The sequence below is a fragment of the Pedobacter antarcticus genome (assembly GCF_900103515.1).
Lineage (GTDB): Bacteria > Bacteroidota > Bacteroidia > Sphingobacteriales > Sphingobacteriaceae > Pedobacter > Pedobacter antarcticus.
Genome location: NZ_FNGZ01000010.1, coordinates 43003 through 69414 on the forward strand (window position 1 = coordinate 43003; position 26412 = coordinate 69414).

Sequence of the window (26412 nt, forward strand, 5' to 3'; positions counted from 1 at the left end):
TATTCAAAAACAGCATTCAAAGTTATTCAGCATCCGCTCACTAAATTTTATTTATATTAGCGGATGCTTTTTCTAACCTTTTTCCTGGGCGTTATTCTGAACTCTCTGGGATACATACCACCCGGAAATATCAACCTTACGGTTGTTCAGCTTACTATTACCAGGGGTATTAAGCAAGCACTATATTTCATAGCTGCATTCTCCGTTATTGAGGTTCTTTTTACATTTGGTGTCATGCGTTTTGTGCAATGGTTATCGAGTGAAATTGAGTTCGGGAATTATATAGATGGCGTGATGATTGCCCTTTTTCTAGTATTGGGAATAACCACCTGGCGATCGAGGAAAGAGATGCCTAAAACAGACTATTCCAATAAAGACAGCATCCGGTATGGCATGCTACTAGGGGTTTTAAATCCTATGCAAATCCCTTTTTGGCTGTTTGTCGGTACCTACCTGATCTCACATGAGTGGATTGATATCGGTTATGTGTCGCTTAGTGTATTTAGTGTCGGGTCGGGAATAGGCGCGGGATTAGCACTTTACGGCTTTGCCCGTTTTGCTCAATATATACAGACAAAATTTACACTGACAACCTATGTCGTAAATAAAGCGATTGCCGGTCTGTTCTTCGCTCTTTCGGCCTATCATATCTTCAAACTGATCTACATTCATTTTATTAAATAACAATTGGCGGAAGTTCTCCAACGCTAAATAGCTTTTAGTCGCTTCTAAAAAATGTTGCTTTTTATTTTTTGAGAAATTCCAGGTTCCATATCTTCTCGGCCCTGCGTCCTATAAACCAGAATGACGCTGCCAGGATACTGAAAAAAAGAGCCTTGTGCCAGGTATCCCAGAAATACTCAAAATAGCGGGTATACAGGTTTATAAAAAGAAATGTGATTCCGAATTCTCTAGCTATATCATCCCTGAATTTCAAACCTGCGAAAATACTGATACCACAGGCACTCATAGAAATCAATGCCCAATAAAACAAACTTATCTGTCTTATCCCATACCATTGATCCAGCGTACCGAAATTCCCAAAGACGGAGATCAGCCATAAAGAGACGAACAGGTAAATCATACCACCGATATAGGTAGTTTCGTAGAAGAAACTGAATGCTTTAATCTTGCGCAGCATTAAAGCCGCTGATGTAAGCAGAAGACCGAAGCATACGAATCTGAGCGGGAAATTCATTCCCAGAAAATAAAGGTTGTCACGGGAAAGATAACCAGTTTCAGTTCCAAACCATGCGCCAAAAGAGATCATAGTAAAGACCCAGATTAATCGGGATTTAAATATAAATGCAAGAAAACCGTAAATCAGTACTGAAAAAAGTATAAGCAGAGAAAAATGACTCTCGCCTTTTCCCAGCGCTTTACCAAGATAGGCGATTGCATTTGCTGTTAACATTACAGCGGTGAAGATCAGGGCATCATTACTGAATACTTCCATCGCCCTGGATTTTTTTCTTTTAAAGCTGATATAATACAGGTATGCTGCTGCAGCTGCGGAAATAAGACAGATGAGACTGTCAGGCGTATCATATAGTTTATAAAGATAATCGAGAACCTTGTTGTCGATTAGCAAGGCACCGAGAGAGATGACTCCGCAAGCCATAGCAATCCAGAAAGAGTATTGGGCAAGCCGTCTCCAGTCAAAGGATTTGGCTTCATAGCTACCTTTCAGTTTTTGCGCATCAGCTTCGGACAATAAATTTTCATGCTGCCACATGTCCAGCATCTCGTCTAAAAAATCACTTTTGTCCTGATCGATTTTCATATTAAAAAAACTGGAAGCCGAAAAGACGGCTTCCAAAACGAAGCTAGTTGTTTCACCGGATAAACAATGATCAGTTCATTATGTTTTTTTGAGCAGATCGGGTATTTTCTTTGTATTACCTACAATCCAGACAATGTCCTCATTTTCAAAGACGAGATTGGAATCCGGGTTGAGGATACGTACACCGTTTCTTTCAATACCGACAACAAGCCCCTGTGTTTTCTCCCTTATACCAGATTCACGGATACTTTGGTTATAAACCGGCGAAGAACTCGTAATTACGACTTTCTGCAGCGTCATATCCTTCTTCGGGAAACTGGTTTCCTGATTTTCATCTGTGATACCTTTGAACAATTCGGTAATCGCCGCTAGCTGATCATCAGTACCAATCAGCATGACTTTGTCATTTGGGTAAAGCCTTTCATCCCTGCCAGGAGTAGGAATCATTCTGTGACCCCTTTCAATCATGGCGATATTGACACCGTATTTCTCTCTCACGGCAAGCTCTATCAGAGATTTTCCTACTAACGGAGAATCAGGGGAGATACTCAATTCTGTTAAGTGAGTGTCCCATGGCAGGATTTCAGGTTGTTTTTGCAGTTCCTCACGTGCATTCAGGTTGTGCAGGAAACGATTTTCGAGCCTGTCGTAGAACTGCTGCAGCTTCCTGGAAAAGAAATACATGCCCAGAACAATCAGGCCAAATGCGATTCCCAGGGCAACCAGGGTATTATAGAACTGGAAGATCAGAAAGCCCACAGCAAAGATTGCTAATGCAATACGCAGCACTTCCAGTGCAACCAGCGGACCTCTCGTGTATTTTTTATTCAACCAGAGATGAGAATGTGCTTTACGCTCAATTCTGCGTAAGGCCAGAGCCCATAAAAATGGCGCAGTAAGGATAAATGTTAAAATCAGGCTGATCATTGTCCCGTTATTTCCGTTGATAATATTTTCAGTGATGAATGGCTGCAGATACCTTGAGCCGATAAAAATAATTGCAACTAGAATAACCAGGTGAATGATCGTGTTAAAAGTATAAGCACGGAGAAGGACTCTCCAATCGCTCATGGTGGTAATACCTGCCGTACTTGAACTGTAACGGTTGAGCGCATCAAGCCATTTCTTAGGCATTATTCTTTCCAAAAAAAGATAGAATGGCTCTGATGCCTTAATCAGATAGGGAGTTGTGAATGTGGTAATTGCAGATACTGCAACAGCGATCGGATAAAGAAAATCACTGGTAACTTTAAGCGTTACTCCTAATGTGGCGATGATAAACGAGAATTCTCCTATTTGGGCAAGACTCATACCCGTTTGTACCGACGTTTTCAGCGGCTGTCCTGATACCAGCGCACCAAGTCCGGAGCTCATGAATTTACCAAGAATAGTAGCCAGGGTAATAACCAGAATTGGAACCGCATAATCCAGTAAAATTCCAGGGTCTATCATCATCCCTACAGACACGAAGAAAATTGCAGCGAATAGATCCTTAACAGATTTAGTCAGATGTTCGATTTTTTCAGCTTGCGTAGTTTCAGCAAGGATGGAACCCATAATAAATGCGCCCAGGGCGGGAGAGAAGCCGACCTTTACCGCCAGCATAACCATAATCAGGCAGAGGGCAATAGACACAATGAGCATGGTCTCATCGTTCATCAATTTCTTAGTTGCTTTCAGGAAAGTAGGCACCAGAAAAATACCGCCAATAAACCAGAGGATTAGAAAGAAACATAATTTAAGAATCGACAGGAACATTTCCGTTCCTGCGAATTGCTGACTCACAGCTAGTGTAGATAGCAGAACCAGCAGTAAAATCGCAACCAGATCTTCTACAATCAGTACGCCGAATACCAGACCTGCAAATTTCTTATGTTTTACCCCCAGCTCTTCAAAAGCCCGGATAATAATTGTTGTCGAAGAGACCGAAAGAATACCGCCGAGGAAAATACTGTCCATTGTGGTCCATCCCATGGCCTTTCCGGCCACAAATCCAATCAGCAGCATGAAGAAGACTTCCACAACCGCTGTGATGGAAGCGGAGCCTCCGACTTTAACCAGTTTCTTGAAACTGAACTCTAGTCCCAGACTGAACAATAGGAAGATTACACCTATTTCTGCCCAGATATGGATACTTTCATTGTCAGTGACAGTAGGGATAAAGTTAATATGTGGTCCTACCAGCAGTCCGGCCAGAATGTAGCCAAGAACTAATGGTTGTTTGATTTTTTTAAAAAGTAAAGTTGTGATTCCTGCAGCAGCGAGAATCAGGCCCAGATCGGTAATTAAAACAGGTAAATGCAGCATATAAAAGGATCATATTTGTGTGTGAAATTTAAGATAAGCATCACGGAAGCTACCAAAAGACGTGTTTGGGGTAGAGCAGATGAAATATGAATTTATAATTTAATGCTGGATCGCCAATATATATACGGCTGCTAAATGCCCGTAGATACTTAATAGCACCCGCATCAAAAAGGCGCATGCTGGCAGGTGAGAACTGGCTGAACTGGATCCGGTTAAGAGTCCTGTGCTCAGTGTTGTTTAGACGAAAAAGGTGTTTGCTTTCAGAATTAGAATCCATTCTGAATTTTGAGATTATCTTTGGCGTTATATGGTGTTGAGAGACCGAAACAGCAGCATCCGATTCAAGCTCCCTGGCATAGCAGGAATTGAATATGAGCAGCAGAAAAAAAACCGTTAAAATCGATCTCATTGTTGTAAATATACAAAAATAAGGTGGTTTTTGAACGGGAAACAGATAGTTATATGGAATTATCTATCTTTTCAAAATAAGATATGGTGTCTTCCTTGTCTTTTTGTAATTGGATCTTAAGTGCTTCAAGACCAGTGAACTTGACGTCGTGCCTCAGGAATTCCATAAAGTTCATTTTGATATACTGACCATAGATCTCCCTGTCGAAATCAAATATATTGACTTCTATATTACGCGTCATTCCATTGATCGTCGGACGCTGACCGATATACGCCATACCCCGGTAATTTTGGTTTTCCATAGAAATCGTTACCGCATAAATGCCATCCGAAGGAATTAGTTTATAAGCCTGTTCAATAAATATATTTGCAGTTGGAAATCCAATTGTGCGACCTATTTTATCGCCTTTAATCACAGGGCCGTACAGCGAAAACGGATAGCCGAGATAAGTCGCAGCAAGTGCAACATTTCCATTTAACAGAGACTCTCTGATTTTTGTAGAACTAACTGCAACATCGTTGATATCCTGTTCATCTATCTGTTCCACTTCAAAGCCAAGTTTGGACGCACTTTCCAGCAATTCCTTCATACCTCCGCTCCTGTTTTTACCAAAACGGTGGTCATAACCTACAATCAGATTTTTTAAGCCTATAGTATCCACAAGAATCTCCCTGATATATTCATCTGGGCTGAGATTGGAGAAATCACGCGTGAAAGGGGTAATAATCAAATGATCCACACCAAGTTTTTCCAGCATTTCTGCTTTCTCCTCAATAGTATTAATCATTTTGAGATCCTGATTTTCAGGATCGATAATAAGCCTTGGGTGTGGAAAGAAAGTAAGGATTACGCTTTCTCCACCATTAGATTTGGCAAGATCACAGAGCCTGCTGATAATTTTGCGGTGTCCAAAATGCACACCGTCATAAGTACCAATAGTTACGACTGCATGGTCCAGTCTCTTAAATTCAGCAAGGTTATTATATATTTTCACAATCTTATTATTTAATGCAAAGCCTGGCGTTTGACCACTCCGCCTTTAATATCTGCAATTTGTTGCTGGACAATGAATGCATCCGGATCCATCTGGCGGATCTCCGAAGATAATTTACCCATTTCCAGTTTGGTCATTACAGTATACAGAATATCTATTTCTTTATGCTCACCGTAGCCACCTTCGCCTTTGTAAACAGTAACGCCGCGTTTCATATCATTGATCAGAAACTGTTTGATCTCTACTGCTTTCTCTGAGATAATCGTAACGCCGATGTATTGTTCCAGGCCGTTAACAACAAAATCTACTGTCTTCGAAGCAGAGAGATAAGTAAGGATCGCATACATCGCGGTTTCTATACCGAGAAAGAGTGCGGCTACACCGAAAATGAGAATATTCAGGATGAGAATAATATTGCCAACCGTCAGCATGCTATTTTTACTGATGTAAAGCGCTAGAACCTCTGTTCCGTCAATTACACAGCCACCACGCATGGCGAGTCCTATACCGCCACCCAGAAAAAGTCCGCCGAAAAATGCAATGAGCAATTTATCATGAGTTATAGACGGGAAAGGAACCAGGAAGAGCATTGTAGCTAGTATGGCGATTGCAAAAGCGGTCTTAACTGCAAATGCTTTACCAATCTGGTGATAGCCAAGGATAACAAAAGGAATATTGATGAGGATAATCAGGTAAGAAAGCTTAAGCCCGGTTAGTGTGCTGATCAAAAGGGAGATTCCAGTTACCCCACCGTCAATAAAACCATTTGGCATCAGGAAACTCTTTAATCCGAAACAAGCAGAAATGATTCCGCATGCAACAAGAAAAAAGTCCTTAAGATGCCGGAGTGATTTGTTTTTCAGGTGGTTGTGCATAAATTAGCTATTAGCAACCGCAGAATTTAAGGTATGGAGTTCACGTTGTAACTTCAGGTAAGAAACCATATCAGTAACTTCTATGGCATCTTCAAGAAGGAAACTTCCGCTGCGGGTACGTGTGAGTTTAGATAGATAAGCACCATTATTCAGTAATCTTCCAAAATCTGAAACTAGAGAACGGATATAAGTTCCCTTACTGCAGGCAATTCTGAAATCTACCTCAGGCAGTGCAATCCGTGTAATTTCAAATACATGTACAGTTACATTGCGCAATCGCAGTTCCTGTTCCTCACCACGTCTCGCCTTTACATATAGCCTTTCTCCGTTTATTTTAACAGCAGAGTGGGCGGGAGGGTATTGTTGTATATCACCTGTGAATGGAGTAGCAGCAGCGTAGATAGCCTCTTCAGTCAATGCGTCCAATGGAAATTCCGCGTCGACTTCTGTTTCCATGTCAAATGAAGGAGTTGTGGCACCAAGAACCATGGTTCCGGTATATTCCTTGTCTTCCGACTGAAAGGTATCAATCTGTTTAGTCAGTTTACCGGTGCATAAGATCAGCAGGCCGGTAGCCAATGGATCTAGCGTACCCGCATGACCAACTTTTAGTTTAAGCGGTTTCAGAGAATTCCTGATTTTGCCGACCACATCAAAACTAGTCCATTTATAGGGCTTGTTGATGAGTAATAATTCACCTTCTGCAAAATTGAAGGTTCTCTCCTGTAATTTTTGTACGCTCAAAACGGTATGGTAATTAAAGCCGCAATTTACGGATTAAATAATTTGCAGGTTATGTCCGCTGTAAATAAGCGCAATAATAATCAGGCCTGCAATAATTCTGTACCAGCCAAACATGCGGAATCCGTTTTTATTCAGGTAGCCGATAAAGCTTTTAATAGCTAGCAGGGCAACTATGAATGCAACAATATTTCCTACTGCAAGCAGTTGGATTTCCTGAGTGGTGATTGTATGACCTTCCTTGTAAAAATCGAAAAGTTTCTTTGCCGTGGCTGCGAACATCGTTGGGACAGCCAGAAAGAATGAGAATTCAGCTGCCGCTTTTCTGCTTAGCTTTAGGGACATACCGCCTACGATACTTGCACCGGACCTGGATACACCCGGAATCATAGCCAGGCATTGAAAGAAGCCGATTTTAAAAGCGGTGAGGTAATTTATGTCCTCTTCGCGTTCAATCACAGGGTTATTAAACCATTTGTCGACAAAAAGCAAAATAACACCACCGATAACTAGTGAAACAGCTACTGTCAAAGGGCTTTCCAGCAGTTCATCAATTTTATCACTCAGCAGCAGTCCGAAAACGGCAGCTGGTATAAAAGCAACAAGTAATTTAAAATAGAAATCAAGACTTTTGAAGAAACGCTTAAAATAAAGCACCACTACAGAGAGAATAGCACCGAGCTGAATCACGATAGTGAATAATTTTACAAAAGGATCTGATGCGATACCCATAAAAGAGGAGGCAATGATCATGTGGCCGGTAGATGAAACCGGTAAAAACTCAGTCAGGCCTTCGATAACGGCGAGAATGATAGTCTGAAGAAAGTTCATGTAAGCTTATTTTTTCAAGATGGCATAAATACCAAAACCGAACCCGAAAAGAACGACCATTGGTGCAATCAGCGTTTTTCTAACGTCATAGATATCAGTAGTTCCGATCATCAGCAGGAAACCCACAACAACGATGGCAATACTGATTAGCAGTAGTTGGTAATTTTTTTTGGTGAAAACCATTTCGTTTTTGCTATCCTGACTTGCAGGAGCGGTTCTTTTTTCTGTCATTATCTGTAAAGATCGTAAGTTTTTAATCGTAAATATCTGCTGACAGCAAAAGAAGTGCTGAAAGCCGTAATAAATATACCTATTCCGACCAGGAATAGCAGGACTATACCAAATTCAGTATAATTTCTCAAAATTACGATTTCCGGAATTTCACGCTGTGCATAGAATAACAGACCCATCAGCAAAGTCACTGCAATAATAGAAGCAATTAAGCCGTGCAGCATTGCGAGCAAGATAAATGGCTTGCGGATAAAGTTTTTAGTAGCACCAACCAGCTGCATACTTTTAATCAGAAAACGCTGTGAGTAAATAGCCAGGCGGATGGTATTGTTAATTAAAGCGATAGAAATAACCAGCAGGATAGCTGCAAAAGCCAGAATAATTAAACCAATGGTGTTAATATTCTTATTTACCATTTCAATTAATGAGCTCTGATAAATTACTTCCTTTACCACCGGGTTCTTTCCGATTTGGGCTTTCAGCGTGTCGATACCCTGAATATTTGCATACTCAGCTTTCAGATATACATCTACTGTCGAAAGTAGCGGATTATATCCAAGAAAATTTACGAAATCTTCTCCCAGATCCTGTGTCAGGTTCCTTGCCGCCAGCTCTTTGTTTACATACTGCGTTTGTTTTACCGCTGGATTTGCATTTAGCTCCTTCTGAAATTGTAAGACATCAGCTTCTTTAGCACCTTCATCGACAATTATATTCAGTACTATATTTTCCTTCACATAATTAGACAAGTTTTTTGCGTGAACCAGGATCAGTCCCAAAACGCCTAACATCAGCAGTACCAGCGTGATACTAAAGATCGTAGAAATGTATATGGTTTTAGTTTTCTTAGAAGCATCGCTAACTTCAAATTCTTCCATGTGTCGATTGTTTGATGATTTTACAGCTGTTTTTAAACCTGAAATACCTGCCGCCATTCGCAGACTGGTCCCGGTTTTCAGGGATATGTTTTGCGAAAATAGGAAATATAAGCAAAATAATAAATTATATACTTTTAAACGGGGAAAATACCCGTATTGGTATATCTAGCCTTTATTTGTTATTTTCGCCCAATACAAAGGAATTAGCTGCAATGGATTACCAATTTAAAGAAATAGAACAGAAATGGCAAGGCTTCTGGGCTGCGCATCAAACGTTTAAAGCAGAGCAGGATTCTGCTAAGCCTAAATATTATGTACTAGACATGTTTCCTTACCCATCCGGGGCGGGTTTGCACGTTGGTCATCCACTAGGCTATATTGCTTCAGATATCTTTGCAAGATACAAAAGGCTGAAAGGCTTTAATGTCCTGCACCCAATGGGTTATGACTCATTCGGTCTGCCGGCAGAACAATATGCCATTCAAACAGGTAAACATCCCGCCCTGACAACCGAAACAAATATTAATACTTACCGCAGGCAACTGGATCAGATCGGTTTTTCTTTCGACTGGAGCCGTGAAGTGAGAACCAGTGAGCCTGACTATTACCGCTGGACACAGTGGATTTTTATGCAGTTGTTTAATTCCTGGTATAATCTGGAAACGGATAAAGCTGAGCCCATCAGTTTATTGATTGAGAAAATCAGTACTGTAGGGTCGGCTGGCCTTAAAGCTGTGGCCGACGAAGATATTTTGGATCTGGCACCGGGCGACTGGGCTGAGTTAAGTGAAACAGAGCAGGAAAAAGAGCTCCTGAAATACAGGTTAACTTATTTGCGTGAATCTACAGTTAACTGGTGTCCGGCACTGGGTACGGTGCTGGCTAATGACGAAGTTAAAGAAGGTTTTTCTGAAAGGGGCGGGCATCCGGTTGAACAGAAGAAAATGATGCAGTGGAGCATGCGTATATCTGCTTATGCAGAACGTTTGTTACAAGGGTTGAATACCATTGACTGGCCGGAACCGATTAAAGAAATGCAGCGGAACTGGATCGGCAAAAGCGTTGGCGCCAGTGTAAGGTTTAAAATAGAAAACCCACCAGCAGGACTTCCTACTGATCAGATTGAAGTTTTTACGACAAGAGTGGATACTATATTTGGCGTTTCTTATCTGGTTCTTGCGCCCGAACACGAACTCGTTTCTGCATTAACTACACCAGAACAGGAAGCTGCAATACAGCAATATATTGCGCAGACCAAGAAAAAATCTGAACTCGACAGGATGGCTGATACCAAAACGGTTTCGGGAGCCTTCACAGGTACATACGTAATTAATCCTGTTAGCGGAGAAAGAGTGCAGCTGTGGATCGCCGATTATGTACTTGCTGGTTATGGAACAGGAGCTGTTATGGGTGTGCCGAGTGGTGATCAGCGGGACTGGTTATTCGCCAGGCACTTTAACCTGCCAGTAATACAGATTCTGGATGCGCAGCAGGACATTACCTTGCAGGCAGATTCAACCAAAGAAGGTAAGTATGTTAATTCTGGATTTATCAATGGCATGCATTATCAGGAAGCAACGGCAACCTTGAATGAGTGGCTGGAGAAAATGCAGGTTGGTAAAGCAAAAATAAACTATAGAATGCGCGATGCCATTTTTGGCAGACAGAGATATTGGGGTGAGCCTATTCCTGTTTACTTTAAAGACGGCTTGCCTTATTTAATTAAGGAAGCCGAATTGCCTCTATTGCTTCCTGATGTAGATAAATATCTGCCTACAGAAAGCGGTGAGCCACCGTTGGGCCGTGCACATGAATGGACTTACGAAAAGCAATATCAGTATGAATTAAGTACGATGCCAGGCTGGGCAGGTTCGAGCTGGTACTGGTACAGGTATATGGATAACCAGAACGAAAATGCTTTCGCATCCGAAGATGCAATCGCTTACTGGAAAGATGTAGATTTATATATCGGCGGCGCTGAACATGCAACCGGACACTTATTATATAGCAGGTTCTGGAATAAATTCCTGAAAGATCTTGGGCATGTGAATGAAGAAGAACCTTTCAAAAAGTTAATTAACCAGGGCATGATCCAGGGCAGAAGTAATTTTGTTTACCGTGTAGTCGCAGAAGACGGACGAGGTACGCAGACGCTGGTTTCCCATGGATTGAAAGATCAGTATAAGACAGCAGCTTTGCATGTCGATGTGAATATTGTCGAAAATGAAGTGCTGAATATTGCGAAGTTTAAAGAATTCAGACCTGAATTTGCAGAAGCCGAATTTATACTGGAAAATGGAAAATACATCTGTGGTGTAGAAGTCGAGAAGATGTCTAAGTCTAAATTCAATGTTGTTAATCCTGACGTGCTGATCGCCGGCTATGGAGCAGACACGTTGCGGATGTATGAAATGTTCCTAGGACCGTTGGAGCAAAGTAAACCATGGAACACAAATGGAATAGAAGGTGTATTTAAATTCCTTAGAAAATTCTGGCGCCTGTTCCATAATGATCAGTGGGAGTTTAGTGTCAGTGATGCCGAACCGACAAAAGCAGAATGGAAAGCATTGCATAAAATCATTAAAAAAGTACAGGAAGATATTGAACGTTTTTCTTTCAATACTTCTGTTTCGAGCTTTATGATTGCAGTAAATGAACTGACAGATCTTAAATGTAATAAGAAAGCGATTTTACAGGAATTAGTATTAGTGTTAAGTCCTTATGCGCCCCATATCACAGAAGAGCTCTGGTCTCTTTTAGGAAATAACGAAAGCCTTTCCGGAGCAGTTTACCCAGAATTTAAACCTGAGTATCTGGTGGAAGATGAATTTAGTTATCCCGTTTCTGTTAACGGAAAGACCAGGACAAATCTCAATTTGAGCCTCGCCCTGGAGTCTGCTGAAATAGAGGAACTGGTATTGGCAGATGAAACTGTTCAAAAATACCTTGAAGGTAAGACCCCTAAGAAGGTAATTATTGTAAAAGGAAGAATCGTCAACATCGTTATCTGAGACGGGTTTAAACCCTGACCGGTACACGTTTTATAAAAAAAATGCCCTGGAAAATATCCGGGGCATTTTTTTTCACCGGTCTTAAACGACGGTTTACCGGCGTATAAATGTTATTTATATAGAAAATATTCCGCCGAAGCTGTAACAAAAATAGATTTGCAGAGACTAATCACCCATAAGAACTAAAACTACTATAAAACAATTCATGAAAAAATTTCTACTCCTATTATTAATGTTCGGTGTTATGCAGCAGACAGCCAGTGCTCAGTTTGGCCTCGGAGGTGCTCAAAAATCTACTATCACCGGTAAAATTACTGCAGTTATTGTCGACTCCTTAACACAGACACCAATAGATTATGCCACTGTATCACTAATTCGTATTAAAGACAAAAAATCCGTGAATGGTGCTATCACGGATGCTAAGGGAAAAGTTGTTCTGCAAAATATCTCACCAGATAAATATCAGCTGAGCATTGGCTTTATGGGCTACAAAAGTAAAACGATTGATGTCGAGACTACAGCCGGTAAACCAGACCTTAATGCAGGAACTATCGCTATTTCTGGTACTCAAAGTAATTTAAAAGAAGTTGCCATTGTAGGGACAACGCCGTTAATTGAGAATAAAATTGATAAGGTTGTATATAACGCGGAGCAGGACGTAACTACTGCAGGTGGAAATGCGGGGGACGTTATGCGTAAAGTTCCTATGGTAACCGTTGATATAGAAGGAAACCCATCACTTCGTGGAAGCTCTGCAGTTAGAGTCCTGATTAATGGTAAGCCCTCCGGAACGATGTCTAATAGTGTAGCAGATGCGCTTAAGATGATTCCTGCCGAAGAAATTAAAAGCGTTGAGGTCATTACCAGCCCTTCGGCAAAATACGATGCAGAAGGCTCGGGTGGTATTATTAACATTATCACCAAGAAAAAGACGGCTCAGGGTATCAATGGAAATGCAAGTATAGCAGGAGGCACCAGACAGAATAATGCAAATTTTGGTTTAAATGCTAAAAAAGGACGTTTAGGATTTAACAGTAATTTCGGGGGCCAGTATGCAATTCCGCAAGATACAAGGGTTATCATTCAAAATGATAACTATGCAACTGACAGGTCGATCTCACAGATAGGAACGACAAAGGCCAAACGCTATGGATTTAGCGGCAGCGCCGGACTGGATTATGATATTAACGGATACAACAGTTTATCCACCAATATCAAATACAATGAGTTTTCAATGAAAACGAATGGTGTGATGGATGTGCTGGAAAGATTAGCTGCTACATCCGATACTTATCGTCGTCCGACAGATAATGAAAATGGTTCCAGTAACATTGACTGGAGTGCCGATTACAGAAGAACATCAAAGAAAGAAGGTGAGGAGTTCACTGTTTCCGGACAGGCAAGTTTCGGTAGGAATACGGCCAGATATAATACTTTCAGAGAGGCGTCAGATGGAACTATTTCAGAAAGACAAGATGATAATAATACCGGTAAAAATAATGAATATACGATTCAGTCAGATTACATTTATCCATTTAGTAAAGATCTGAAACTGGAGACAGGAATGAAAGGTATTTTCAGAAACATCAGAAGTAAATATGAAGATACAAACCAGGACTTTGATTATAATCAGAATGTTGGTGCCGCTTACGGTGTACTGAATATTAAACTAGCTAAAACTCTCGATCTGAAAGGAGGCCTGCGCGCTGAATACACAGATATCAGCAGTGTATCCGGAAATGCAATTAATTCGTCTAATAACTATTTTAACCTGTTTCCAAGTGCGATCCTTTCGAAAACCCTGAAAGGAAACAGTACTTTGAAGCTGAGCTATAACAAAAGGATGCAGCGCCCGAGTCTGTTTTACCTGAATCCGTTCCTTAACCAGGCCGATCCGGAAAACAGAAGTCAGGGTAATCCCGACCTGACGCCTGAGATTAGTGATCTGATTGAATTAGGTTATTCTACATTTATCAAAGGATCTGTAATTAATGCTTCTGTATTTTACCGGAATACAAGGGGTGTAATTGAGAGTCTTTTCGATCCGAATCAAAAATTGACTTCATACTATAATATCGGTACAAACGAATCTTTTGGGGCTAACGTCTTTGCCTCTTATAATCCGTTGCCAAAATGGACGCTGATGGGTAATTTCAGTATGAATACTTATAAGCTCACCAATTCTCAAACTAAAGTGAGTACTGATCTTTTCGTAAATTATACAGTGTTTGGTCGTTCTGCAATATCCTTTAAAGGAGGTTGGAATACAGAGATCTTCGCGGTTTATAATGCCGCAAAAAGAACTTTCCAGGGTGAAACAGGAGCAATGGTATTCTACGGTGGTGCATTCAAGAAAGATATTATGAAAAAGAAAGCCACTGTTGGTATCAACGTGCTGAATGTATTCTCCAGAGATCTACATATCCGTACTGAAAACAGCGGCCCGCAGTTCCTTCAAAGCACAAACGTCTATTACCCACTGCGTTCTTTTGGGGTGAACTTCAGTTATAAATTCGGTAAAATGAATTTCAACCCATCAACTAAAAAGAAAAAAGGGATAAATAATGATGACCTTAAGCAAGGAGAAACCGGCGGCGGTATGGGCGGTGGTATCCAGCAATAAAATATTTCTATACAGATTGACGAAGGCTGCCTTTTAAAGGCAGCCTTTTTTTATTCGGCCCGCTTTCGTTACTTTTGCGGCAAGAAAACGCAAATTATGTCCTTTTTAACTGCAGTGATTAATAGTGTCGGAGATGAGAGTATCCAGGAATATTTACAGGAAAGGGTAGATATCATCTTGCATAAGATTAAATTTATGGAGCCGGTGCCGGTAATTTGCTTGAATCTGGATAATCAGGCCGATTATGTACTTAAGCAATTGCTGGAAGCAGCTGGTTGTTCAGTGCAAGACGATCCCCTGCAGGCCCGGATTCTTATTTATCATCAGCCAAATACAGGTATCCCTGAAATGATGGGCCAGGTTCCGCAGTTGCTGCAGAAAGAATGGCCGGCAGTAGAATATAATAAAGTTTATCTTTTGGAAGATGCCACTGCTGCGTTCAGCGATCCTCAGTCCTTGGTAGATGCTTTTGAAGATATAGCTGAAATCCTTTATCCAGGGTATTTCATTTTCGGAAACGAGGGGGAAACCTGGATGTCATTTGCAGTTTAAAATCTAGGGCTAATACAGTATAAATTTCTCGATCTGTTCGGTTGTAAATTTAAGGGTATCTTCCCTAAAGAAGGTATTGTGCTCATTCAGTTCCGTTTTTATTGCTGGAATATGCAGACGGAGCGGCATTACATTCAGGTGCAGATAACTGCAAACGCCACCAAAATGATCTATACCACGTATGTTTCCATATTTGCCCGATGAGATGCCAACGAGACAGCATTTTTTATCGTAAAAGCTGGCAGGAAATTCACAGGCGTCAATAAAAACCTTAAGTACGCCAGGGAAACTACCATTATATTCAGGAATAATAAATACGAATTTTTCAGTTTGATTAACGAGCTCCAGGGTCGATTTAAATGCAGGAGAACGTTTTCCGTAAAGGTCTGTTTGGATGATATTGTCGGGGAGTAAATCCAGACTGAGTAAATTGCTGCTTATTCCTCTGTCTGCCATTGCCTGCTGATAATATTTTGCGACTTTGAGCGTATTGCTACCAGGTCTGTTCGTGCCGGAAACGATAGTAATCATGTATGGATTGTTAATAAGATGTTCAAAACACTTATTGGTTTAACACTAATATTGTTATTTAGTTTGTATCTTAGCTAATTGTTAAAAAGCGCCTAAATATAGGCAATAATAGCGTTTTTTACAGGAACAATCTAATAGACAAATTCTCAGAAAATAATTGATAATTATTAAGAAGATAAATGAGTAAAATTATTGCATTGGCCAACCAGAAAGGTGGTGTCGGTAAAACAACGTCATCCATCAATTTAGCTGCCAGCCTCGCCGTTTTAGAGTACAGAACTTTGTTAGTTGATGCCGATCCTCAGGCCAACTCCACCTCTGGTATTGGATTCGATCCCAGAAGTATTAAAAATAGCATCTATGAATGCATTATCAATGATATAGAACCTGCTGAAGCTATTCAGAAAACAGAAACTCCTAATTTGGATCTGTTACCTGCTCATATCGACCTTGTCGGCGCTGAGATTGAGATGATCAATCTGACCAACCGGGAGTATAAAATGAAAGCAGTACTGGAAAAAGTTAAAGATCAGTACGATTTTATTATTATCGATTGTTCCCCTTCACTCGGTCTGATTACTATAAATGCGCTTACTGCTGCCGATTCTGTAATTATTCCTGTTCAATGCGAGTATTTTGCATTAGAAGGATTGGGTAAATTATTAAATACAATAAAGATTGTACAGAACAGGTTAAATACTGCCCTGGAGATTGAAGGTATTCTGTTAACGATGTATGACGTCAGACTGCGTCTGTCCAATCAGGTTGTGGAAGAAGTCAGAACGCACTTTCAGGATCTGGTATTTGAAACCATTATACAGAGAAACACCCGCTTAAGTGAAGCCCCGAGTTATGGCGTGTCAGTAATTATGCATGATGCTAATTGTAAGGGAGCGATCAATTATCTGAACCTTGCCCGCGAAATTGTCCGCAAGAACGGACTTGTTAAAGAGATCCGGGATGTGAGTTCTGCAAACATTTAAATTTTATTGAATGACATCTTTTCAGCGAAAAACAGGATTAGGAAGAGGATTAAGTGCGCTTTTGGATGATAGTGATGCTTCGCATCCACCCAGAAACGAGATCAATCAGGTTAGTGAAACGGAACAGAAGACACAGACAGGTCCTATCGGAATGATTCCTTTGAAGGAGATATCAACCAATCCATATCAGCCAAGAACAGCATTTGACGAAGTTGCATTAAATGAACTTGCCGATTCTATTCGGATACAAGGTCTTATTCAGCCGATCACAGTGCGTAAAACTCAACAGGGCGGCTATGAGCTTATCGCTGGAGAAAGACGTCTGCGGGCTACTAAAATAGCCGGACTGACAGAGATCCCTGCGTATATCAGGAAAGCTGACGACCAGCAGATGCTGGAAATGGCGCTGATTGAAAATATACAACGTGAAAACCTCAATGCGATAGAAGTAGCTTTAAGTTTTCAGCGTATGCTGGAAGAATGTAACCTTAAGCAGGAACAACTTGGAGAACGCGTAGGCAAGAACAGGTCTACAGTAACCAACTACCTGCGCCTTTTGAAATTACCTCCTGCAATTCAGATCTCTATCCGTGACCAAAAAATATCAATGGGACATGCCCGTGCACTGATAAGTGTAGAGGATACTGAAAAACAATTATTTATTCATCAGGAAATTTTGGATAAAGGGCTGTCCGTAAGAAAGGTTGAAGAACTGGTTCGAAGTATCGATACTTTACAAATAAAGCCTAAGCCTGGTAAACAGGCTGCGGGAGTTTCATTTGAATATCAGAAACTGCAGAAAGATCTGGCATCGCGCTTCGCATCCAAAGTGAAACTCAAAGTAGGGGAGAATGGTAAAGGTGCCATTGAAATACCGTTTGTATCCGATGACGATCTGAGCAGAATCCTGGAATTATTAGACTGGTAATGCTTAAAAATATATTATTAACCATAAGCTTTTTGCTGGCAATCAATGCGTGCTATGCGCAGGAGGGTTTTACCGTTAAAGGTGATACGCTTAAACGTACCCCGGCCCCGGCAGATACAGCTAAGTATGTAAATCCAGGTAAGCTGGCTGGAAGGAAAGCGATTTTCAGGTCTGCAGTGTTACCAGGATGGGGACAGTATGGAAATGGACTGAACGTCTACCGCGGTATCAAAATCGCTGCAATCTATGCCGGTGGTGCTGTTCTGGTAATGTCCTATATGGACAATAACAGACAATATAAAGTTTACTTGAAAGAACTCCAGTATCGCCTGGAAAACAATGATGACCCGGATCCCGATGGCTCGCTGCAAAGGTACACCACCGAGGGGCTGCGTGCTGCTAAAGATATTTACAGACGAAACCGTGAGGTGGTCATCTTTTCAATTGGAGCGCTTTACGCAGTAAATATCATCGAAGCTTATGTAGATGCAAGACTTAAATACTTCGATATAGGTAATAACCTGGCATTGAAGATTTCCCCAACGGTAATCGGTTCGGGTTCCATGTATGGCTATAACAATACCTTCACCCCCGCATTAAAATTAGCCATCAGACTATAAAGCTTCTAAATCTTAAAATAACAACACATGAATATTGCATTAATCGGTTATGGTAAAATGGGTCAGATTATTGAACGTTTTGCGATAGAAAGAGGACATGAGATTGTCCTGAAAATCAGTGTAGACAACCAGGAAGACCTAACTGCTGCTAACCTGAAGAAGGCCGATGTTGCGATCGATTTCAGTACGCCCGATGCAGCGATAAATAACATTTACATGTGCTTCGACGCGAACGTTCCATTAGTAGTTGGTACCACAGGATGGTACGGTCAGTTACAGGAAATAAAAAATGAGTGCCTTAGCCGTAACAATAGTTTACTTTATGGGTCAAACTTCAGTATAGGTGTTAATTTATTCTTTCATATTAATGAGGTTCTTGCAAAAGTGATGAACAACTATCCTGCATATGATGTGCAGGTAGAAGAAATTCATCATACCCAAAAACTGGATTCTCCAAGTGGAACGGCAATGACGCTGGCAGAAGGAATTATTGAACAACTCGATAGAAAAAATGAATGGTTGAATGAGCTGGATGGTTCAGTTAGTGGCGATGTGCTTAAAGCAGATCAGCTACTGATAGCCTCTGAGCGAATTGAAAATGTACCAGGAACACATACGGTTATCTACAGTTCGGAGGTTGATGAGATTGAGATCAAACATACCGCGCATAACCGGGCTGGGTTTGCATTAGGCGCAGTGGTTGCTGCGGAGTGGCTGCAGCATAAACAAGGCTTTTTCAATATAGCCGATATATTTAATTTTAAATAACAATAAGATATGAATTGGAAGTTCTGGCAAAAAAATAAAGAAACAGCAAGCAAGAAGAAAAAGACTAAAAGCCGGGAGTGGGCAGACGCGGTAATATTTGCGGTAGTCGCTGCTACTGTCATCAGAGTATTCTTTATTGAAGCTTATACCATACCTACCGGTTCAATGGAGCGGTCATTACTAATCGGTGACTTCCTTTTCGTAAGTAAAGTGAATTACGGCGCGAGAATTCCGATGACGCCTGTCGCTTTTCCTTTTGCGCACCATACTATGCCTGTAACGGGCACGAAAGCCTATTATGACGGTATTCAATGGAAATACAGAAGATTACCCGGACTTCAGGATATTAAAAGAAATGACGTAGTCGTATTTAATTTTCCTGACGGTGATACTGTAGCTGTCGAAGCACAAGACAGAGATTATTATGATATGGTTAGGGCCAACGGAAGAGAAGCCGTACATAATGCATATACTATTATCAGCCGTCCTGTAGATAAAAGGGAGAACTATATTAAACGTTGTATAGGTATTGCAGGTGACGTTCTCACTATGAAAGACGGATTGGTTTCTGTGAATGGAAAACCGGTACCAATGGAAAATACAGGTCAGATTGACTATTTGGTTAAATTTAAAACCAGCGATGTTAACTTCCAGGTTTTCGAAGAAATGGGGTTCAAAATACAACGCGATATTATGGGGCTTTCAGATGATACCTATAATTTCCTTGGAACTCCGGAAATGATGGCGAAAGTAGGAAAGCTTGACTTTGTAACTTCAGTGAAAGTAAGAACTGCAGAACCAGGTGTTAAAGAAGAAAACGTATTTCCTCATGATCCCAACAGGAACTGGAATGCAGATAACTGGGGTCCGATACTGATACCAAAAGAAGGCCTGACCGTAAAGCTCGACAGTGCAACTATTCCGATGTATCAACGTGCGATTACAGTTTATGAAGGTAATAAACTTGAGAAAACTGCAAACGGATGGTTAGTCAATGGCCAGAAAGCGGATAGTTATACATTCAAAATGAATTATTACTGGATGATGGGAGATAACCGCCATAATTCATTGGACTCACGTTACTGGGGATTTGTGCCGGAAGATCATATTGTAGGAAAAGCACTGTTTGTATGGATGAGTTATGATACAGATGGTTCTTTCTTCAGCAAAATCAGATGGAACAGACTATTCCATAGTATCCACTAAACGGAATCAACTTACAAAAAAGGCTCCTGTAAATTAATTTACAGGAGCCTTTTTTGTAAGTTATATATAATGCTGGATAACGAATTTCTAAGAAAGGCGTGGAATTTGTAACTGATCTGCCAGTTCATTCAGATCATTAACCACTACATCTATTAGAGGAATTCCTTGTTCCGCTCTTTCCTGTTCAAATGCGAATTCAGGTTCGCCTGGTATAATTACTTTTTTATCCGGGTCAATAGTCTTTGCTGCTTTAAACCTTGTAATCCAGTTATCCATATGATGTTTAAAATCAGCTGCAGGACGGAAACCGTCTATGCGCATTGCCCCTAGAAAATGACCGATTCCTTCACCGACAGGGTCAGCAGGAGGTTCCAGGAAAGATACAAAAGGCGGTACCCAGGGACCATAGCTCGCACCCGAAAGAACGGCACTCAAAATATCTACAGCAGCACTCAGTCCGTAACCTTTGTGACTGCCATGATCCTTATCGCTACCCAGGGGCAACAGTGACCCTCCAGCTTTTAATTCATTAGGGTCGGTAGAACCAACTCCATTTTTATCTTGTGCCCAGCCTTCCGGAATGGGTAGTTGTGCACGCTGTGCAATTTCTAATTTACCATTGGCCGCTGCCGCTGTCGCCATGTCAATTACAACTGGTGGGTAATCTCCTGCAGGAAAAGCATAACACATTGGATTCGTTCCTAAAAGACGTTCATTTGCATAGGTAGGTGCTACCAGAGGGCTGGCATTAGTCATACTGATGCCAATCATATCCTGCTCTACGGCCAGTAGTGCATGGTAACCTGCGATTCCGAAGTGGTTGGAATTAGTTACTGAAACCCAGCCAGAACCATAAACTTTAGCTTTCTCTATGGCGATCTTCATCGCAAAAGGGGCTACCACAAGGCCGAGACCTCCATCGCCATTTACAGTAGCCGTGGTCGGTGTTTCATGAACAATCCGGATATTTGGTACAGCATTAATTCTGTTCTTCTTCCATAAACGGATATAACCGCTTAAACGCGCGACACCATGAGAGTCGATACCACGCAGATCTGAGCGGAGTAATACATCGGTAGCCAGCTCTGCATCAGCAGGCGGACAACCCATTGCTATAAAAACCCGGTTTGTAAAATTACGGAGATGCGGTTCTGGGAAAGTATGGAAAGCCATATTTGAATTATTCGTATAGAATCGTGAATTGTTTATCCAGGGGCTTGAATGTTGCACAAAGACTATCGATGAAATCACCACCATAGTTGATATACATAGGTGCGATATTCAAAACCCTTTCCTGCAATACCCCGGAAGGAAACAGATCGTTCTTTAATTTGTCAATTTGGAGCAGAGAAGTATTATGTCTGCGTTTTTCTGCACGCAGCATTTTCTTTTCTAGATTGGTTACCAGTTTCAGTGCTTTGGTTTTTGCACCATCAGCAGACATAGAAAGTGTCTTATCTATTTTATAGGCATTCAATTTAATCTGGTCGAAGACTGCGCGTATAGCACGTTGTTCATCATCCAAACATAAAGAATCACCTACATTGGTTTTAACCCACTGGTTTTTGAGTTGTTCATTATCTAGGAACAGGCTAATCTGGTCAATTCCCAGAATATGCATTTTTCTTGCGGCGCGGCTATCTATAACTAATGCTGAGTTTCTCAGCACAAGCACCGGGAAAGGTACCTGGAAAAAATCAAAATTAGATTTAAGCTGTAACCAGTAGGTCACTTCAGCGCCGCCGCCAATATAAGCCAGATTAGGCAGGATTATTTCCTGATAAAGCGGGCGCATCACCACATTTGGGCTGAACTTTTCCGGATGTGCCTGTATTTCGGCCAGCAGACTTTCCTCCGTAAAACGGAGGTCGGTGTGCATGACCTGGTATTGCCCGTTTTCCAGGATAATACGTTCGCGCAATTTATCATCCATATAGAAGAAGTTTATCTCCCTTGGATTTACCTGAGGTTTGTACCCTAGGTTTTCCAGTTCGCTATTACGCTCACTGATATTTTTAAAACTATGCTCACCGGTAATGTCTTTGTAAATGACAGGTGCAAACTGAGCCTTTAGCCTGCTGTCATCTGCATCTACACAGATCAAACCTTTCTTTCCAAATAAAGCGTGAACGAGTTTACGGGTTGCTGCAGAAAGTGATTGGGAACCACTATATGCCTGTTCTGCAAATTCGGCTAATTCAGTGCCATTTTCACTAATACCCAGGTAACCTTTGTAGGCGAGTAAAGTCTCAGCAAGACTACTGGTATCAAGCCTGCCAGTAGCTCCGGCCGCTGCGGTATCCCAGCTTAATTTTTTGTCCTCCAGGCTAAGGTGGTTGATCTCTTCAAAATCGTGGTCTTCTGTAGCCATCCAGTAAACCGGTATAAACCGGTAATCCGGAAAACGCTGTTGCAGTTCAGCAGCCAGATTTATGGCTGTGACGATCTTATAAATAAAATAAAGAGGGCCTGTAAATATATTAAGCTGATGACCTGTTGTTATAGTAAACGTCCGGTCATCAGCTAGTAATTCTATTTGATGGAGCGTTTCAGCTCCAGGGTTAATTGCCTTGTATTGTTCCTGCAGGCAGCGAACGAGAAGATCCCGGTCACCGGAAAATTTCCGTTCCGCAATGGCTCTTTCAAAGCCGGCAATAGTAGGAGCGTACTGATAAAAGGACTCCAGTTTCTGATCTTCATTCAAGTAATCTAAAACGATACCTGAAAATGAATTTGTTTGTTGGTAAGAGATGTACTTGGCCTGCATTGGCACTAAATTAAGTTAATAATCCGCAATTCTCCACCTGCATCATTTATTTGACAATTTGTCCATAGAGATCGAAATCTTCAGCACGGTCGATAGCTACATTAACGAAGCTTCCAATGGCAGCATAACCAGTTGTCGCATCGATCAAGACCTCATTATCCACTTCAGGTGAATCAAATTCTGTACGCCCGATAAAGAAATCTCCTTCTTTGCGGTCTACCAGAACTTTGAATGTCTGACCAATTTTATCCTGGTTAATCTCATACGAAATACCTTGTTGTAATTCCATTATAGCATCCACACGTTCCTGTTTCACCTCGTCAGGTACATCGTCTACCAGCTGGTGCGCGTGAGTTTTTTCCTCATGTGAATAAGTGAAGCAGCCTAACCTGTCAAAACGGGTATCTTCTACCCACCGTAGCATCTCTTCAAAATCCTGTTCCGTTTCGCCAGGATAGCCACAGATTAATGTGGTACGCATAGCGATATTAGGCACCTTATCACGGATCTGATTCACGATATCAATAGTTTTTTGTTTAGTGATACCACGTCTCATCGATTTTAGCATCGGATCAGTAATATGCTGTAAAGGCATATCCAGGTAGTTACAGATATTTTCCCTTTCGTTCATCACATCCAGAATTTCCATTGGGAAACCAGAAGGATAGGCATATTGTAATCTTATCCATTCGATACCATTGATATCGGACAGTCTTCTCAATAATTCATCAAGGTTTCTTTTACCGTATATGTCAAGACCGTAATAAGTTAAATCCTGTGCAATAAGGATCAGTTCTTTCGTTCCATTGGCTGCAAGGATTTTAGCTTCCTTAACCAAGGCTTCTATATCGGTTGATACATGTTTACCACGCATCAGCGGAATTGCGCAGAAAGAGCAGGGGCGGTTACAGCCTTCTGCAATTTTGAAATAGGCGAAGTGTGAAGGCGTCGTGAGTAAACGCTCACCAATTAGTTCATGTTTGTAATTTGCACCTAATGAATGTAGAATGTTCTGCAGGTCATTTGTACCAAAAAAAGCATCGACATTAGTAATTTCCGATTCTAATTCTGGTTTGTAACGTTCAGAAAGACATCCGGTTACAATAACCTTACTTAACTTTCCAGCTTCTTTCAACTGGCTGTATTGAAGGATTGTATCAATTGATTCCTGTTTTGCATTATCGATAAAGCCGCAGGTATTGATAACTACGATATCATCCTTACCCATAGTGGAGGCTTCATGAACCACATCGAGGTTATTTCCTTTCAGTTGACCCATTAATACTTCAGAATCGTAAATGTTTTTGGAACAACCCAGTGTAATTACGTTAATCTTAGGTTTTTTCAGGGGGATGATCCTGGAAGTTGTTTTGGTATTCATTATATTTTATAGCTATGCTTTTCAGGAGCCTATTTAAAAAGACCGTCCACAAAAGCTTTTTTGTCAAATAATTGAAGGTCATTTACACCCTCACCCACGCCGATATATTTAACGGGGATTTTAAACTGATCTGAAATTCCGATAACCACACCACCTTTGGCAGTACCATCCAGTTTAGTGATGGCTAATGCATTTACATCTGTCGCTTCAGTGAATTGCTTGCATTGTTCAAATGCATTCTGACCGGTTGAGCCGTCCAGCACAAGCAATATTTCATGAGGTGCGCCCGGAATTACTTTTTCCATTACCTTTTTGATCTTGCCTAATTCATTCATCAGGCCGATCTTATTATGCAAACGCCCTGCGGTATCTATGATTACGACATCTTCGCCATTGGCAACAGCAGATTGAATAGTATCAAAAGCAACAGAAGCAGGATCTGAACCCATTGCTTGTGCAACCACTCTGACGTCGACACGCTGACCCCATAATTTAATTTGTTCCACAGCTGCAGCACGGAATGTATCGGCTGCACCCAGGACAACTTTAAGTCCTTCGGCTTTCAGTTTATGCGCCAGTTTACCAATAGTAGTAGTTTTACCCACACCGTTTACACCGACAACCATAATTACATATGGCTTATGATCTCCATATTCGAATTTACGGAAATCATTACTATTGTTTTCAGCTAATAAGAGTTGAATTTCATCTCTCAGTAAGTGGTTCAGTTCAGAAGTAGACAGGTATTTGTCCCGGGCTGCACGCTGTTGGATACGCTCAATTATTTTAAGCGTCGTAGAAACACCAACATCAGAAGTAACCAGAACTTCTTCCAGATTATCTAGTACATCATCATCTACAGTCGTTTTTCCGGCGACTGCTTTGGTGAGTTTACTTAGGAATCCTTCTTTAGTTTTTTCTAAACCTTTACTCAGGGCTTCCTGAGCTTCAGGTGCAGTTTCCTTTTTCTTGAAAAAATCAAATAATCCCATATAAATGTAGATGAAAACAAAAAAAGCCCTCCCATAATGAAGGGACGGCTTTAATATGATTAAATATTAAAATTACTTGCCTGATTGATTTCCTGCAATAGCATCTTTAACATGATCGTTATGCACGATAACTTCACTGAAAGAATAAGCACCTGTTTTTGGTGATTTAGTCATTGTGATAACTTTTGAATATTCTTTTCCTTTACCCGTCTTAAGGGTCGCAACTACCTTTTTTGCCATGATCTAAATAGATTATTGGTATGTATTACTTAATTTCTTTATGTACAGTTACTTTCTTCAACACTGGATTGAATTTTTTCAATTCTAAACGCTCAGTAGTGTTTTTACGGTTTTTTGTAGAGATATATCTAGACATACCAGGCATGCCGCTAGTTTTATGCTCTGTACATTCTAGAATAACTTGTACTCTGTTACCTTTTTTTGCCATTTCTATTAATAATTTAGTTGATTCACATCAACAATGTTTTTACAAAAATCCTTTTTTTACGAAACGATTGATCGCTTCAGTAATACCAATTTTATTGATGGTTTTGATAGCTGAAGTAGAAACTTTCAGTGTTATCCAACGGTCTTCATCAGGAATATAAAATTTCTGAAGTTGTAAGTTGGGATAAAACTTACGTTTAGTTTTAACGTTTGAGTGAGAAACATTAAAACCACTCATAGCCTTTTTTCCGGTTAAATCACAAACTCTAGACATGCCTTTAATATATATTGTTAATTGTTCTTCGCTTAATTTTTTAAGAGTGTGCAAATATCACTAAAATATTTGTAACGATCAATACTACATGTGATTATTTTTCAAAATAGTAGTGATCAATCTTTCTCTCGAACTGCAAAGCTATAAAAATTACGTCATAAAGCGAACGTCTTAGTGTTGTGAGAGCAGGCTATTTTACAAAGGGGCCCTGAGGACATCACAGGGCGGTAATATTCAGGCGAATGTGGAAAATTAATGTGGAATTTGTTACCTTACACTT

25 protein-coding genes are annotated in these 26412 nt (G+C 40.8%); 9 read left to right on the top strand and 16 right to left on the bottom strand.

The window, feature by feature from the left end:
• Positions 1 to 63 precede the first annotated feature (63 nt).
• The gene (locus BLR53_RS16435; protein ID WP_074591287.1) at positions 64 to 684 is read left to right on the top strand and encodes a lysine transporter LysE; all 621 of its coding nucleotides are present in this window, start codon (positions 64 to 66) and stop codon (positions 682 to 684) included.
• Positions 685 to 745: 61 nt separating this feature from the next.
• On the opposite strand, the gene BLR53_RS16440 is transcribed toward BLR53_RS16435, so the two are convergent.
• From BLR53_RS16440 to BLR53_RS16480, 8 genes are all read right to left on the bottom strand, one after another.
• On the bottom strand, positions 746 to 1783 hold the full coding sequence (locus BLR53_RS16440) for a DUF2157 domain-containing protein (RefSeq protein WP_074591290.1): 1038 nt from the start codon (positions 1781 to 1783) through the stop codon (positions 746 to 748).
• Between the two features lie 78 nt (positions 1784 to 1861).
• Positions 1862 to 4090, bottom strand: coding sequence for a monovalent cation:proton antiporter family protein (locus BLR53_RS16445; RefSeq protein WP_074591292.1), 2229 nt, complete (start codon positions 4088 to 4090; stop codon positions 1862 to 1864).
• 458 nt (positions 4091 to 4548) lie between these two features.
• Positions 4549 to 5493: a bifunctional riboflavin kinase/FAD synthetase gene (locus tag BLR53_RS16455; RefSeq protein ID WP_037437874.1), complete on the bottom strand. Its 945-nt coding sequence runs from the start codon at positions 5491 to 5493 to the stop codon at positions 4549 to 4551.
• Between the two features lie 11 nt (positions 5494 to 5504).
• Complete coding sequence (locus BLR53_RS16460; RefSeq protein ID WP_037437873.1) at positions 5505 to 6368, bottom strand: YitT family protein; 864 nt, start codon at positions 6366 to 6368, stop codon at positions 5505 to 5507.
• 3 nt (positions 6369 to 6371) lie between these two features.
• The gene (truB, locus tag BLR53_RS16465; protein WP_037437872.1) at positions 6372 to 7112 is read right to left on the bottom strand and encodes a tRNA pseudouridine(55) synthase TruB; all 741 of its coding nucleotides are present in this window, start codon (positions 7110 to 7112) and stop codon (positions 6372 to 6374) included.
• A gap of 33 nt (positions 7113 to 7145) precedes the next feature.
• A complete protein-coding gene (locus tag BLR53_RS16470; protein ID WP_074591295.1) occupies positions 7146 to 7940 on the bottom strand; it encodes an undecaprenyl-diphosphate phosphatase in 795 nt (264 codons plus the stop codon).
• Between the two features lie 6 nt (positions 7941 to 7946).
• Positions 7947 to 8171 (bottom strand): DUF3098 domain-containing protein, encoded by a 225-nt coding sequence (locus BLR53_RS16475; protein ID WP_037437869.1) that lies wholly within the window; start codon positions 8169 to 8171, stop codon positions 7947 to 7949.
• Entirely contained in the window at positions 8171 to 9049 is an 879-nt protein-coding gene (locus tag BLR53_RS16480) for a cell division protein FtsX (protein WP_037437868.1), read from the bottom strand. The genes BLR53_RS16475 and BLR53_RS16480 overlap by 1 nt, the downstream gene beginning before the upstream one ends.
• Positions 9050 to 9261: 212 nt before the next feature.
• On the opposite strand from BLR53_RS16480, the gene leuS reads away from it, so the two are divergent.
• The 3 genes from leuS to BLR53_RS16495 all read left to right on the top strand — a co-directional run bounded on the left by leuS (position 9262) and on the right by BLR53_RS16495 (position 15235).
• A complete protein-coding gene (leuS, locus tag BLR53_RS16485; RefSeq protein WP_074591366.1) occupies positions 9262 to 12060 on the top strand; it encodes a leucine--tRNA ligase in 2799 nt (932 codons plus the stop codon).
• 205 nt (positions 12061 to 12265) lie between these two features.
• Positions 12266 to 14683, top strand: coding sequence for a TonB-dependent receptor (locus tag BLR53_RS16490; protein WP_074591298.1), 2418 nt, complete (start codon positions 12266 to 12268; stop codon positions 14681 to 14683).
• A 96-nt stretch (positions 14684 to 14779) separates the two neighbouring features.
• Entirely contained in the window at positions 14780 to 15235 is a 456-nt protein-coding gene (locus BLR53_RS16495; protein WP_074591301.1) for a hypothetical protein, read from the top strand.
• Between the two features lie 9 nt (positions 15236 to 15244).
• Here the strand turns inward: BLR53_RS16495 and BLR53_RS16500 are convergent, their stop codons facing one another.
• Positions 15245 to 15766, bottom strand: a complete 522-nt coding sequence (locus BLR53_RS16500) for an NADPH-dependent FMN reductase (RefSeq protein WP_037437865.1) — start codon at positions 15764 to 15766, stop codon at positions 15245 to 15247.
• 179 nt (positions 15767 to 15945) lie between these two features.
• Between BLR53_RS16500 and BLR53_RS16505 the strand changes: the two genes are divergently transcribed.
• From BLR53_RS16505 to lepB, 5 genes are read left to right on the top strand one after another with little or no spacing between them, the layout of a single operon-like run.
• Positions 15946 to 16749: a ParA family protein gene (locus BLR53_RS16505; RefSeq protein WP_037437864.1), complete on the top strand. Its 804-nt coding sequence runs from the start codon at positions 15946 to 15948 to the stop codon at positions 16747 to 16749.
• A 10-nt stretch (positions 16750 to 16759) separates the two neighbouring features.
• Positions 16760 to 17677: a ParB/RepB/Spo0J family partition protein gene (locus BLR53_RS16510; RefSeq protein ID WP_037437863.1), complete on the top strand. Its 918-nt coding sequence runs from the start codon at positions 16760 to 16762 to the stop codon at positions 17675 to 17677.
• Complete coding sequence (locus BLR53_RS16515) at positions 17677 to 18297, top strand: DUF5683 domain-containing protein (protein WP_074591303.1); 621 nt, start codon at positions 17677 to 17679, stop codon at positions 18295 to 18297. Before BLR53_RS16510 ends, BLR53_RS16515 begins: the two co-directional genes overlap by 1 nt.
• Before the next feature lie 27 nt (positions 18298 to 18324).
• Positions 18325 to 19065 (top strand): 4-hydroxy-tetrahydrodipicolinate reductase, encoded by a 741-nt coding sequence (gene dapB, locus BLR53_RS16520; protein ID WP_037437861.1) that lies wholly within the window; start codon positions 18325 to 18327, stop codon positions 19063 to 19065.
• Between the two features lie 9 nt (positions 19066 to 19074).
• Entirely contained in the window at positions 19075 to 20271 is a 1197-nt protein-coding gene (gene lepB, locus BLR53_RS16525) for a signal peptidase I (protein ID WP_037437860.1), read from the top strand.
• 87 nt (positions 20272 to 20358) lie between these two features.
• On the opposite strand, the gene BLR53_RS16530 is transcribed toward lepB, so the two are convergent.
• From BLR53_RS16530 to rpmB, 7 genes are all read right to left on the bottom strand, one after another.
• A complete protein-coding gene (locus tag BLR53_RS16530) occupies positions 20359 to 21444 on the bottom strand; it encodes an Ldh family oxidoreductase (protein ID WP_074591305.1) in 1086 nt (361 codons plus the stop codon).
• Positions 21445 to 21451: 7 nt separating this feature from the next.
• Complete coding sequence (gene bshC / locus BLR53_RS16535) at positions 21452 to 23038, bottom strand: bacillithiol biosynthesis cysteine-adding enzyme BshC (RefSeq protein ID WP_074591307.1); 1587 nt, start codon at positions 23036 to 23038, stop codon at positions 21452 to 21454.
• A gap of 46 nt (positions 23039 to 23084) precedes the next feature.
• On the bottom strand, positions 23085 to 24419 hold the full coding sequence (rimO, locus tag BLR53_RS16540; RefSeq protein ID WP_074591309.1) for a 30S ribosomal protein S12 methylthiotransferase RimO: 1335 nt from the start codon (positions 24417 to 24419) through the stop codon (positions 23085 to 23087).
• 29 nt (positions 24420 to 24448) lie between these two features.
• A complete protein-coding gene (gene ftsY / locus BLR53_RS16545) occupies positions 24449 to 25411 on the bottom strand; it encodes a signal recognition particle-docking protein FtsY (RefSeq protein ID WP_037437635.1) in 963 nt (320 codons plus the stop codon).
• A 72-nt stretch (positions 25412 to 25483) separates the two neighbouring features.
• Complete coding sequence (locus BLR53_RS16550; RefSeq protein ID WP_070808179.1) at positions 25484 to 25651, bottom strand: DUF4295 domain-containing protein; 168 nt, start codon at positions 25649 to 25651, stop codon at positions 25484 to 25486.
• A 25-nt stretch (positions 25652 to 25676) separates the two neighbouring features.
• Positions 25677 to 25859 carry a 50S ribosomal protein L33 gene (gene rpmG / locus BLR53_RS16555; protein ID WP_008242799.1) on the bottom strand — a complete coding sequence of 61 codons (183 nt, stop codon included), beginning with the start codon at positions 25857 to 25859 and terminating at the stop codon, positions 25677 to 25679.
• Positions 25860 to 25898: 39 nt separating this feature from the next.
• Positions 25899 to 26132, bottom strand: coding sequence for a 50S ribosomal protein L28 (rpmB, locus tag BLR53_RS16560; protein WP_037437638.1), 234 nt, complete (start codon positions 26130 to 26132; stop codon positions 25899 to 25901).
• Between the last annotated feature and the right edge of the window lie 280 nt (positions 26133 to 26412).